Genomic DNA, 12,518 nt, shown 5'->3' with positions numbered 1-12,518 from the left:
CTAATCGCTCTCTTCAATGCAGTGCATGCGATGAAAAACGCGATGAATGATCGGTGCAAATAGGGTAGCCAATGAAACGAAAAAGACCGTTTCGATAAATAAGCTGTAAAAGGCTAAAAAGAGATGCAAGCTCGGCGCAAGATACAGATTGATTATCGGGTAGGGAAGCTCGAGACCACTGACCATCGAAAGCGCATTCAACCACGCTTGCGCCGCTGGGAGATCAGCTAGGTAGACAAAACCCACCACTCCGGGAATGAGGCCAGTCAACAGCAGTAACGCAGCGATCGCCGCATAGCGTAAGCAGCGCCATGTAAAACGCTCAACGGAGATAACTTCTTGATGAATCGACTCAAATTTCACGCCAGCCTCCTTGATGTTTGCCTCATCATAAGCAATGGCGGCTTAATAATGAAGGACCAAAAGGCGGATATGCAGAGTTGATCTACACGCTTAGAAACCTCGCGCTAATAATTGCGCGAGAAACGCCAGCTCTTCTTGGCTCTCTTTGATGGCAAGTGCTTCAAGCCAAACCGACTCGCTGTAATGCTCGGCTTTGAGAAAAAGTAAGCAACCTTCAAAATCAATCAACCATGAGTGAATGTCCGCATCCCACTGTTTTTCTATCACTGTAGCCGAAAGCTGCTTGACCAAACGCTCGCCTAGTGCAGGAAAAGTATCGACGTCAAAACGCGGTGTACTCAGGACGAGTCGCCCTTCATCTTGTAAATTGTGTGCTAAACCGAACTCAGCCATGGTGGGTTAAGTGCTCCTGAATCAAGTCTAAGAATGGGTCGGCGTATTTTTCAAGCTTGCGTTGCCCAACGCCGTTAACGGCCAACATTTCTCCGTACGAAGTGGGCAATATTTCCGCCATATCAATTAAGGTCGCATCGCTAAAGACCACGTAAGGCGGCAGGCCATCTTCATCAGCAATCGATTTACGCAATTTACGCAATTTGGCAAACAGTGGTTTGTCGTAGTTTTTGTTGGATAACTTATCTGATTTCGCCGCACGAGCGGCAGTATCTAAGCGTGGAATAGCTAACTCTAATGGCATTTCTCCACGCAGCAGCGGCCGCGCCTCTTCCGTCAACTGCAAGGTCGAATTGCGAGTAATGTTTTGCTGCAACAACCCTTTATGGATCAACTGACGGAAAATACTCACCCAATAATCATGGCTATGATCGCGACCAATGCCGTAAGTCGTGAGCTTGTCGTGGCCATTTTCACGAATACGGATATTTTGCATACCGCGCATCACTTCCACCACATAACCAATACCGAAACTTTGGTTGACGCGATAAACGCACGATAATGCTTTTTGCGCCTCTTGCGTGGCATCGAAATGCTTGGGGGGATCAAGGCAGATATCGCAGTTGCCGCAAGGTTTGTCTCGATATTCACCAAAATAATTGAGCAACACTTGGCGGCGACAAGTTTGTGCTTCAGCAAAAGCGCTCATCGCGCCCAACTTATGGCTTTCCACCTGCTTTTGTGGCCCTTCCGGCTTCTCATCTAACATCCGACGCAGCCAACTGATGTCGGCCGGGTCATAGAGCATCATAGCTTCGGCTGGCAAACCGTCTCGCCCGGCGCGCCCCGTCTCTTGATAGTAAGATTCAATATTGCGCGGAATATCAAAATGCACCACAAAACGCACGTTGGGTTTATTAATCCCCATTCCAAATGCGACGGTAGCAACCACTATCTGAATGTCATCACGCTGAAATGCTTCTTGCACATAAGCGCGCTCATCGGCGTCCATACCCGCATGGTAACTGGCCGCTCGTAAATGGTTGTTGCACAGTTTCTCTGTCAGCATTTCTACTTTTTTGCGACTGCCACAATAAATGATGCCGCAATGTCCTCTTTGCGTATCAAGATAGCGGATCACCTGTGAAACCGGTTTGTGCTTTTCGACCAAGGTATAGCGGATATTAGGACGATCAAAGCTGCCCAGATAGACGTGCGGTTCTTGCAACTGCAAACGGTGCAAAATATCCACGCGCGTGGCGTCATCGGCCGTTGCCGTCAGTGCCATAAAAGGCACGTGTGAAAAATGCTGTTTAAGTTGGCCTAACGCCGCATACTCAGGGCGAAAATCGTGCCCCCATTGAGAAATACAGTGTGCTTCATCCACGGCAATCATCGCCAATGGCAACTGCTGCAAGCGTTCGATGAAATCGGGCATCAAAACGCGCTCAGGCGACGCGTAAATCAGCTTCAGTTGCCCCGCGTTCATTCGGTTATACACCGACATCAGCATCTCACGTGACATACTTGAATTAATACACTCAGCCGCGACACCGTTGGCTTTGAGCTGATCCACTTGGTCTTTCATCAACGAAATGAGCGGCGAGATGACTAAAGTGATGCCCTCTTTGACTAACGCAGGGATCTGATAACAGAGCGATTTCCCCCCACCCGTTGGCATGATAACTAAGCTATCTTGCCCCGCTAACGAAGCGTCAATCACCTCTTGCTGGCCGACACGAAACGACTGATAACCGAACACAGTCTGTAAAATACTGTGCTGTGTCTCAGGTTGAGGATCGGTTTGTTGAGCCATTAACGTTGCGGTCATGAAATTTCCAAGGGTGAACAAAAGGGGTAGAGCAACCGCTATACCGCAAAGCGTCTTATTGTAGTGGGGTTCGATGGTGAATAAAACCGCAAAATGTAGCGGTAAAGCGAATCACTTGATTCTCGGCCATTATTCGCCACTCAAACTCCCGAGTAGGCGGTCGATTAACAAAGCTGCAACTTACTTGAGGAACAGTATATACTGTCGAATCGTTTCGCTGGCTCAGCACTTCACTCCTTTGAGAATTCATCATGACCGCAGAAGAACAACAACGCTCCAGACAAGGCGTTTTACTCGCTATTGGTGCTTACACTATGTGGGGCATCGCACCGATCTATTTTAAAGCAATCAATAATGTTCCTGCACTTGAGATCCTCACTCACCGCGTAGTGTGGTCGTTTTTCTTGTTAGCAGCACTACTTCATTTTGGCCGCAACTGGCGTAGTGTACGCAGTGTGATTACTCATAAATCAAAGATGATCTATCTAATGACCACCGCTTGTCTGGTTGCGGTGAACTGGTTAATTTTCATCTGGGCGATCAATGCTAATCATATGTTAGATGCCAGTTTAGGCTATTACATTAACCCACTGCTCAATGTGGTGCTCGGCATGCTTTTTCTTGGTGAGCGATTACGCAAACTGCAGTGGGTCGCGGTAGCGCTAGCCACCATTGGTGTGGCCATTCAGTTAATTGTGTTTGGTTCGATTCCTGTGGTCGCCATCGCTTTGGCTACCACTTTTGGCTTGTATGGCTTACTGCGTAAAAAAGTGGCGGTTGATGCCCAAACAGGTTTGTTTATCGAAACCTTGGTAATGTTGCCCGCGGCGTTGATTTATCTGTTGTTTATCGCCAGCTCGCCAACTTCAGATATGGCGCTCAATCCGCTTAACCTCAACCTACTGCTGATCGCAGCTGGCGTCATCACGACCTTGCCTTTGCTTTGTTTCACAGGAGCAGCAACGCGTTTAAAACTTTCAACGCTGGGTTTCTTCCAATACATCGGCCCAAGCTTGATGTTTTTGCTCGCTGTCTTGGTTTACGGTGAAGCCTTCTCTAGTGATAAAGCCATTACTTTTGCCTTTATTTGGGCTGCATTGTTGCTGTTCAGTTTTGATGGTTTAAAAACAGGCCGAACCGCGCGACGCGCTCAACGGGCATAAATCGATTAGATACAGTGGGTCTCATTATCCAATCCTGAGACATCGTGGCATAAATCGAACATTCCAAGCACAACTGACTGGCGAATAACAATTGTAAAACGATAAAATAACATCTTCATCACAACCCAATGGAGATGGGCATGCTCTTGACTCACACACGATTGACTCTTCCAGTCTTAATTTTTGCTGTTTCTGCGCAAGCTGCCTCTGATCAGGCAGCCGATGCTTTTGCACCTGAACAAAGTAGTGGTTTTGAACAAAAACAGCTGGTTAAAGCCAAACACTGGATGGTGACAGCCGCCAATCCTTTAGCCACCGAAGCGGGCGCTAATATTTTGCGCCAAGGGGGCAATGCGATCGATGCCATGGTAACGACACAATTGATGCTCGGGCTAGTTGAGCCTCAATCTTCAGGTATCGGCGGCGGCTCATTTTTGGTCTACTGGGATGCCAAGAAAAAAGCACTCACTACCTTCGATGGCCGAGAAACCGCGCCACTCAATGCCACACCAGCTCTCTTTTTAGATAGCGCAGGAAAACCACTGCAATTTTACGATGCTGTTGTGGGAGGCCGCTCGGTCGGCACACCCGGCACCGTCAAGCTGCTTTGGGAAACCCATCGCCAATACGGCAAGCTGGAATGGACTCGCCTGATTGAGCCGGTAGCAAAACTCGCCGAACAAGGATTTGAGGTAAGTCCGCGCCTCGCAACGTTGATCGCTGAGGATAAAGAACGCTTAAGCCGCTTCCCCGCTACCAAAGCGTATTTCTTCGATGCGCAAGGTGAACCACTCAAAACGGGCACCTTACTGAAAAACCCTGAGTATGCCGCCACGCTGAATGCTATCGCGAAACATGGAGCAAAAGCCTTCTACCAAGGTGATATAGCCAAAGACATCATCGCCACAGTGCAAAATGCGCTGGGCAATCCCGGTGTACTTGCCCAACAAGATTTTGATACTTACCAAGTCAAGCAGCGTGAGCCGATTTGTGCACCTTACCAAAGCTATCAAGTATGTGGTATGGGCCTACCCAGTTCAGGCGCACTCACTGTGGGTCAAATTTTGTCGATCACCGAGCAATATGACTTAAAAGGCTGGGGAGCCAAAGACGTGAACTCTTGGCAGGTGTTGGGAGATGCCTCTCGATTAGCGTTTGCCGATCGTGGCTTGCATATGGCGGATCAAGATTATGTTCCCGTCCCAACCCAAGGTTTATTAGATAAAAGCTATCTCGCTGAACGTGCTCAACTGATCCAACCTGGCAAAGCGCTGACCCGTGCAGAAGCCGGTAACCCACCTTGGCACCATGCACAACTACGTAGCTCAGATCAATCGATTGAATTACCGTCCACCAGCCACTTTAATATTGTCGATCGTGAAGGCAATGTCGTGTCGTACACGACCTCAATCGAAAACGCGTTTGGCTCTCGCCTCTTTGTGCGCGGCTTTTTACTCAATAATGAGCTGACCGATTTTTCCTTTGCTACCCACAGTGATGGTCGTCCAATCGCTAATCGCCTTGAGCCAGGTAAGCGCCCTCGCTCTTCAATGGCTCCGACCATAGTACTGCACAACAACCAGCCTTATCTGGCTATTGGTTCTCCGGGCGGCAGCCGCATTATTGGTTATGTAGCACAAGCGTTAATCGCTCACTTCCAGTGGGATATGGATATTCAGGCCGCAATCAACCAACCGCATGTGCTAAATCGTTTTGGTGAAATGGAATTAGAAAAAGGGACTCAAGCAGAACAATTCAAACCGGCGCTAGAAAGTATGGGAGCGAAAGTGGCGATCCGAGATCTCAATTCTGGGCTACACGCCATTCGTATTACAGAGCAAGGTCTTGAAGGAGCGGCTGATCCACGCCGTGAAGGGGCTGCCATCGGAGAATAACACTCAGTAATTTAGTTTCGGTTGGCGAGATAAACACGCGCCAACCGTTTTCTACGCTTCGTTTATGCCAAACCGCTCAAAACCGGCCAGAGTTCTGTGATCATTTTTTACAAGACAGTGGCGACATGGCTGGCTAAGCTTGCATTATTCAACCCTAAATTTTGGTCTCTATGGATAAAGTGAGCTACAGCCAAACGGCCTATCCTGCGATCGGTCTGATTGATGCAGACTATCGTCAGTTTGCGTTTGATCGCCACTACCATCTTGATATTCATATTGGCCTTATCACTCAAGGAACACAGCGCTTCTACCACCAAGGCGCTTGGCATCAGGTACAACGGGGCGGCGTAGTTCTGATGTCGCCAGATGAACTGCACGATGGGGAAGCGCACAATGACTCTGGCTACCAAGTGCAAGTGTTTGCTATTGAGCCCACTTGGCTACAGCAAACCTTAGAAGCCAAGCAGATTGAACAAGTGCTGGGTTTTGAGCAGTTAATAGTCGATGACGCGCCACTTTTTTGCTCACTGCTGCAACTTCATCACACCATGAAGCAGGATAAGCTCAGTCAACTCGCTAAAGATTGCTTACCCTACCAAGGGTTCACACCTTTACTTGAACGCTATAGCCACTTAAAACTACCGGAGGTTAAACCGCTTGGCCAGCGCAACCTCGCCACGCTGAAAGAGTGGGTACTCAGTCAACTCGACCAACCGATCCGCCTTGAACAACTCGCTCAGCTTTGCCAGCTTTCACCCACTCAGTTTCAGCGCCATTTCAAGGCGCAAACGGGCATCACACCTTATGCGTGGTTATTGCGTTTACGTTTAGAGCAAGCGATGAAATTGTTGAAAACCGGCACCTCTAGCACCGAAGTCGCCTATCAAGTCGGTTTTTATGATCAAGCCCATTTCAGTAAGGCGTTCAAAGCAACCTTTGGCCTGCCCCCCTCCGCCATCAATCGCACACTTTACTAACCAAACTGTCAGAAATTTACAAGGCAAGTGCGTTTTCTCCACGCATACTCACCGTAAAACATGAGGAGAATACATGAACGAACTTTCCATATTGGCCACATTGGCTGGCGTGCATTTTATGGCATTATTAAGCCCCGGCCCAGATGTGGCACTGGTGGTACAAAATGCCACCCGTTACGGTCGCAGAACCGGAGTTTTTATTGCGCTAGGGTTATCATGTGGCATTGTCATTCACTCATTGCTTAGCCTCACAGGGATAAGCTATTTGGTGCATCAACAACCCGCACTGTTTGCGATGGTGCAACTGGCCGGCGGGGGGTATTTATTCTATTTAGGCTTGGGCGCACTCAAATCCATCTACACCACCTGGCGATCGCCACAAGCTGTCGGAGTCAACAATGAGCGCTACAAGCTGATCGAAAATCAACGCCAAGCCTTTTCCCGCGGTTTTATCACCAATATTTTTAATCCAAAAGCTTTGGTCTTTTTTATCAGCTTAATGTCGAGTTTAGTGCCTGTGGGGATGTCCTTTTCAGGTAAAGGTATCGCCTTGCTGATTCTTTGGGGGCTCTCTTTTATGTGGTTCTCAACCTTGGCGTGGATGCTCTCCACCGCCCGCCTACAAAAACGTTTGCAATCACTCACTGTGTATATTGATGCGGTATGTGGCATCATTTTTACGCTCATCGGTGGACTTATTTTATTGCAAGCGCTGCTTAGCCTTAGCCATTGATGCAGCGATTCGCGCCCATTTTTGTGCGAGATCTCTTACAAACGAGTGAGCAAATATCGCTTTTTGAGTAGGAAAATCAACACCAAAAAACCTAAACACTTGATTTTAAATAAAATAATAACCAGCTAGAGAAACCCTTTGCGGAAAAAGCGTTTCTCTAGCATTGCCGATAAATTAGAGATGGGTAATATGAACCTTGTCGGAAGGATTCTGACACGGAACAGGAAAGCACCACGGATTGGTCATCTTCAGGATGAAGAGACGACTGCTCAGGATGAATGGTCGGCACGGAAAGCAAATTGGACATTGAATGGACGCAATAGTAGCTAGGATGGTTACTACTAAGGAAAGACAATGGACACCTCTGGACGAGGCAAGGACTGAACATCAGGATGATGTAAAGGACACCGCTCAAGGAACAAGTGAAGCGCGCTAACGTGGATGGTTAGCAGACTAGAAAGTCACCAAGGACACCGCTAGGAAGGCGAAGAACGGATTAAGCTGACGGAATTCAGCCACTATCATGGATTTGATGCATGGAGCACTTTCGTAGCTGGATTGCTGCAAGTAAGACTATAACCCCGCAGGGCGCAAGCCCTCGGGGTTTTTCTTTTGGATCGGATAAGCATATGAGTTATCCAGCTTTCATATCTTGAACGGCTAGGTTAGGTATTTGGTTTAAACAACGCCATAAACACCCCCTCCCTGCCTCCCCCTCAAAGGGGGAGGAGAACAATCCAACCATCTCAGCAAAGAAAAGTACCCTTTCTTTGTACAAGGAAGATCATAGTTTCTCTAGCTTGGCATAAGCAGTCACTAGCCATTTAATGCCTTCACCGTTAAAAGCGACTTGCACTCGACTTTGCGGGCCACTACCTTCGAAATTAATGATGGTGCCTTCACCAAAAATAGGGTGTTTCACGCGTGCGCCCAAACTAAAGCCCGTCTCGTTAAAGTTCTCTTTGACCGCTGTTTGACTAAAACGCCCAGCACTGCTTGGTCGGCTCACTTGCGCTTTCATGCGCACTTCATCAAGGCAGTTTTCTGGCAGCTCACGGATAAAGCGTGACGGCTTATGGTATTTATCCTGACCGTATAAACGGCGAATTTCAGCGTAAGTAATGTAGAGCTTTTGCATGGCGCGCGTCATTCCGACGTAACACAAACGGCGCTCCTCTTCCAATCGCCCCGCTTCTTCGGCCGACATTTGGCTGGGGAACATGCCCTCTTCAACGCCAACCATAAACACCAACGGGAACTCTAACCCTTTCGCGCTGTGCAGTGTCATTAACTGTACGGCATCATCAAACTCGTCAGCCTGCCCTTCGCCCGCTTCCAGCGCTGCGTGGGTTAAAAAGGCCGTCAACATGCTCATCTCATCCGCTTCTTCTGGCTTTTCAAATTGGCGTGTTGCGGTGACTAGCTCTTCCAAGTTTTCAATTCTGGCTTTAGACTTTTCACCCTTTTCAAGCTGATACATCTCAAACAAACCTGATGTTTTGATTACATGGTCGGTTTGACTGTGTAACGGCATCTCAGCGCTATCATCTTCAAGGGCATTGACCAGCTCAATAAACCGGCTTAATGCGCTTGCCGCACGTCCTGTGAGCACTTTTTCTTCCAACAGCACAAGGCTCGCTTGCCACAAGGTACAACCGCGATCTCGCGCCGCAAAACGAATGGTTTCCAGCGTTTTATCACCCAAGCCACGCGGTGGCGTATTTACGACTCGCTCAAAGGCCGAATCATCATTGCGGTTAGACATCAAACGCAAGTAACTTAACGCATCTTTGATCTCTTGGCGCTCGAAGAAGCGCATGCCGCCGTAGATGCGATAGGGCAAGCCTGCTTGAATCAAGGCTTCTTCCAAAACACGAGATTGGGCGTTGTTGCGATAAAGCATCGCACAATCCTCTAATGCGCCACCTTTATCTCGCCACTCTTTGATTTTATTGACGGTAAAACGCGCCTCATCAAGATCGTTGTAGGCCGAATAGATAGAAATTGGCTCGCCTTCGCTGCCATCTGTCCAGAGCTCTTTACCCATTCGCTCGGTGTTGTTCGCGATCAGTGCGTTCGAGGCTTGCAAAATGGTTTTGGTTGAACGGTAGTTTTGCTCTAAACGAATGGTATTAACGCTCGGAAATTCCTGCGTGAATTTTTCGAGGTTTTCAATTTTGGCACCACGCCAGCCATAAATGGACTGATCATCATCACCGACGATCATCACGTGGCAATCGCACCCAGCCATCATGCGCAGCCACGCGTATTGGATGTTATTGGTGTCTTGAAATTCGTCGACCAAGATGTGTTTAAAGCGCGCTTGATAATGTTCACGAATGTGCTGCTTATCACGCAACATCTCGTGGCAACGCAGCAAAATTTCGGCAAAATCAACCAAACCTGCGCGATCGCACGCCTCTTGGTACGCGGAATAAAGCTGCAAATAGGTTTGAGTCACGGGATCGCGGTACGCATCGATGTGCTTCGGACGAAGACCTTCATCTTTTTTACCGTTAATCCACCAGCACACCTGGCGCGTAGGCCACTGCTTCTCATCTAGGTTTTGTGCTTTGATTAAACGACGCAGCAAACGCAGTTGATCTTCAGAATCGAGGATCTGAAAATCCTCAGGCAGGCGAGCGTCAAGATAGTGAGCGCGTAAAATACGGTGGCAAATACCGTGGAAGGTACCATTCCACATGCCCGATGCACTGCCCATCATCAACTCTTCAATTCGGCCACGCATTTCCGCCGCCGCTTTGTTGGTAAAAGTCACCGACATGATTGAAAAAGGCGAGGCGTTTTCAACCGAGATAAGCCAAGCAATGCGATGCACCAATACTCGGGTTTTACCACTCCCCGCTCCGGCAAGCACCAGCAAGTTTTCTAAAGGCGCGGCAACCGCTTCGCGCTGTTTATCGTTGAGACCGTCGAGTAAGAGAGAAGGATCCATCATGGCTAAGCTACTGGTTATTTATACATAATTGCCCAGATTATAACCTCAAATCGCGGCAAGATGCTCGTCTCTATCACATTTTTCTGGGCATTCAAAAATGAAAAGCCCACCGCAAAGGTGGGCTAATTCGAGCTTCATCGCATTTTAAGCGCATGACTACGCGGCGATCCCCGCATGACGCAGCAACGCATCAATTTGCGGCTCGCGGCCTCTAAAGCGTTTAAATAGCTCCATCGGCTCTTCACTACCACCCATTTCAAGGATGTTGTTCAAGAAACTTTGCCCAGTCTGCGGGTTAAAAATCCCCTCTTCCTCAAAGCGAGAAAACGCATCCGCCGAAAGCACTTCTGCCCATAAGTAGCTGTAGTAACCTGCGCTGTAACCGCCAGCAAAGATGTGGCTAAAGCTGTGTGAGAAGCGGTTCCATTCAAGGCTTGGTAACACGGCCACTTTCTTTTTCACTTGGGCGAGAGTTTCCAACACTTGCGGGCCTACTTCGGGATCGTAAGTGGTGTGCAAGGTGAAATCGAACAAACCAAATTCAAGTTGACGCAAAATAAACATCGCTGACTGGAAGTTTTTCGCCGCGAGCATTTTATCGAGCATTTCTTTCGGTAGCGGTTCACCCGTTTCGTAATGACCTGAAATAAACGCTAACGCCTCTTCTTCCCAGCACCAGTTTTCAAGGAACTGACTTGGCAGTTCAACCGCATCCCACGGCACACCGTTGATGCCAGATACCGCACCCACTTCAACTTGAGTCAACATGTGGTGGATCCCGTGTCCAAACTCATGGAACAAAGTGACCACTTCATCATGAGTAAATAACGCAGGTTTATCACCGATTGGGCGATTAAAGTTACAGGTCAAATAAGCCACTGGTGTTTGTAGCTCGCCATTTTGAGTGATACGGCGGCCACGGCAATCATCCATCCACGCGCCACCACGCTTATGTTCGCGCGCATACAGGTCGAGATAGAAGCTGCCACGCAGTGATCCTTTCGCATCAAAAATATCGAAAAAACGCACCGATGGATGCCAAATATCAACCCCAGAGCGCTCTTTGACGCTCATGCCAAATACGCGGTTGAGCACTTCAAATAGGCCGCTCACCACTTTCGACTCTGGGAAATAAGGGCGCAGCTCTTCATCTGAAATATCAAACAAGTGCTGTTTCTGTTTTTCGCTGTAGTAAGCGATATCCCACAACTCTAGCGTGGTCACGCCAAACTCTTGCTGCGCAAATTGACGCAACTCTTCGACTTCACGCTCACCTTGCGGTTTCACTTTGGTGGCTAAATCATTTAAAAACCCTAACACTTGATCGGGCGTTTGCGCCATTTTGGTCGCCAGTGATTTTTCACTGTAGGTATTAAAACCGAGCATACGGGCTATTTCATGACGCAGTTTGAGCTTTTCAGCGATGATTTCGCTGTTATCCCACTTGCCCGCATTTGGCCCGCGATCCGAGGCACGCGTGACATACGCTTCATAAAGCTCTTTGCGCAGAGCTTGGTTATCACAATAAGTCATCACTGGCAGATAAGAAGGAATGTCGAGCGTTAATAAATAACCATCGAGCTCTTTGGCTTGCGCCGCCGCTTGTGCAGCTGCTAACGCCGATTCTGGCATGCCCGCTAATTGATTGGCGTCGGTAATGTGCTTGGTCCAGCCCATCGTGGCATCCAGTACGTTATTAGAGAACTTAGAACCCAACTCAGATTGACGTTTACTGATCTCGCCGTACCGTTTTTGCTCTGCCAATGGCAAGCCGATACCCGATAGCTCAAAATCACGCAGTGCATCATTGATGGTTTTTTGCTGCGCTTGAGAGAGCGAGGAAAAAGTATCGCTGGCTTTCATGCTCTTATAGGCTTCAAACAGGCCTTTATGTTGCCCAACCCAAGTGCCGTATTCAGACAGCAGCGGCAAACAGCTTTCGTACGCATCACGCAGTTCATCGCTATTGAGCACGGAATTAAGGTGGCTCACTGGCGACCAAATGCGGCTTAAGCGATCATCCACCTCTTCAATGGGTGCAATCAAGTTTTCCCACGTTGGGGTGCTATTGCCAGCAAGGCGTTTTTCAATTTCGGTGCGGCAATCTTCTATCGCTTTCTCAACCGCAGGCTTCACATGCTCTGGCTTAATGGCGGAAAACGGCGGTAAATCCGTGAAAGTGAGAAGTGGATTAGACATAAAAC

At 48.5% G+C, this 12,518-nt stretch carries 9 protein-coding genes; 4 read left to right on the top strand and 5 right to left on the bottom strand.

The features are described from left to right. From AACV32_RS16120 to recQ, 3 genes are all read right to left on the bottom strand, one after another. Positions 1-363, bottom strand: a complete 363-nt coding sequence (locus AACV32_RS16120; protein ID WP_019282795.1) for a hypothetical protein — start codon at positions 361-363, stop codon at positions 1-3. Positions 364-453: 90 nt separating this feature from the next. Further along, the gene (locus tag AACV32_RS16115) at positions 454-756 is read right to left on the bottom strand and encodes a DUF3630 family protein (protein ID WP_013855693.1); all 303 of its coding nucleotides are present in this window, start codon (positions 754-756) and stop codon (positions 454-456) included. After that, positions 749-2,587 carry an ATP-dependent DNA helicase RecQ gene (gene recQ, locus AACV32_RS16110; protein WP_029388346.1) on the bottom strand — a complete coding sequence of 613 codons (1,839 nt, stop codon included), beginning with the start codon at positions 2,585-2,587 and terminating at the stop codon, positions 749-751. Before recQ ends, AACV32_RS16115 begins: the two co-directional genes overlap by 8 nt. Before the next feature lie 251 nt (positions 2,588-2,838). On the opposite strand from recQ, the gene rarD reads away from it, so the two are divergent. The 4 genes from rarD (at position 2,839) to AACV32_RS16090 (ending at position 7,355) form a co-directional block, all read left to right on the top strand. Continuing rightward, complete coding sequence (gene rarD, locus AACV32_RS16105; RefSeq protein WP_017043036.1) at positions 2,839-3,750, top strand: EamA family transporter RarD; 912 nt, start codon at positions 2,839-2,841, stop codon at positions 3,748-3,750. 140 nt (positions 3,751-3,890) lie between these two features. Then, the gene (gene ggt, locus AACV32_RS16100) at positions 3,891-5,645 is read left to right on the top strand and encodes a gamma-glutamyltransferase (protein ID WP_170895488.1); all 1,755 of its coding nucleotides are present in this window, start codon (positions 3,891-3,893) and stop codon (positions 5,643-5,645) included. Positions 5,646-5,815: 170 nt separating this feature from the next. Beyond that, a complete protein-coding gene (locus AACV32_RS16095) occupies positions 5,816-6,622 on the top strand; it encodes an AraC family transcriptional regulator (RefSeq protein ID WP_170895489.1) in 807 nt (268 codons plus the stop codon). Positions 6,623-6,695: 73 nt separating this feature from the next. After that, on the top strand, positions 6,696-7,355 hold the full coding sequence (locus tag AACV32_RS16090) for a LysE family translocator (RefSeq protein WP_069212055.1): 660 nt from the start codon (positions 6,696-6,698) through the stop codon (positions 7,353-7,355). 784 nt (positions 7,356-8,139) lie between these two features. Here the strand turns inward: AACV32_RS16090 and uvrD are convergent. Both uvrD and prlC read right to left on the bottom strand, forming a co-directional pair. Next, entirely contained in the window at positions 8,140-10,314 is a 2,175-nt protein-coding gene (gene uvrD / locus AACV32_RS16085; RefSeq protein WP_094147206.1) for a DNA helicase II, read from the bottom strand. A gap of 156 nt (positions 10,315-10,470) precedes the next feature. Beyond that, complete coding sequence (gene prlC / locus AACV32_RS16080) at positions 10,471-12,513, bottom strand: oligopeptidase A (protein ID WP_094125857.1); 2,043 nt, start codon at positions 12,511-12,513, stop codon at positions 10,471-10,473. Between the last annotated feature and the right edge of the window lie 5 nt (positions 12,514-12,518).

Source organism: Vibrio sp. B7, from assembly GCF_963888765.1.
GTDB classification, from domain to species: domain Bacteria; phylum Pseudomonadota; class Gammaproteobacteria; order Enterobacterales; family Vibrionaceae; genus Vibrio; species Vibrio anguillarum.
The sequence above is the reverse complement of the archived record's forward strand: the minus strand, read 5'-3'. Positions and strand labels throughout refer to the sequence as shown.

Coding starts and splice junctions, on each gene's coding strand:
- ggt (WP_170895488.1), top strand. CDS start 3,891: ATGCTCTTGACTCACACACGATTGACTCTTCCAGTCTTAATTTTTGCT.
- AACV32_RS16095 (WP_170895489.1), top strand. CDS start 5,816: ATGGATAAAGTGAGCTACAGCCAAACGGCCTATCCTGCGATCGGTCTG.
- AACV32_RS16090 (WP_069212055.1), top strand. CDS start 6,696: ATGAACGAACTTTCCATATTGGCCACATTGGCTGGCGTGCATTTTATG.
- uvrD (WP_094147206.1), bottom strand. CDS start 10,314: ATGATGGATCCTTCTCTCTTACTCGACGGTCTCAACGATAAACAGCGC.
- recQ (WP_029388346.1), bottom strand. CDS start 2,587: ATGACCGCAACGTTAATGGCTCAACAAACCGATCCTCAACCTGAGACA.
- AACV32_RS16115 (WP_013855693.1), bottom strand. CDS start 756: ATGGCTGAGTTCGGTTTAGCACACAATTTACAAGATGAAGGGCGACTC.
- rarD (WP_017043036.1), top strand. CDS start 2,839: ATGACCGCAGAAGAACAACAACGCTCCAGACAAGGCGTTTTACTCGCT.
- prlC (WP_094125857.1), bottom strand. CDS start 12,513: ATGTCTAATCCACTTCTCACTTTCACGGATTTACCGCCGTTTTCCGCC.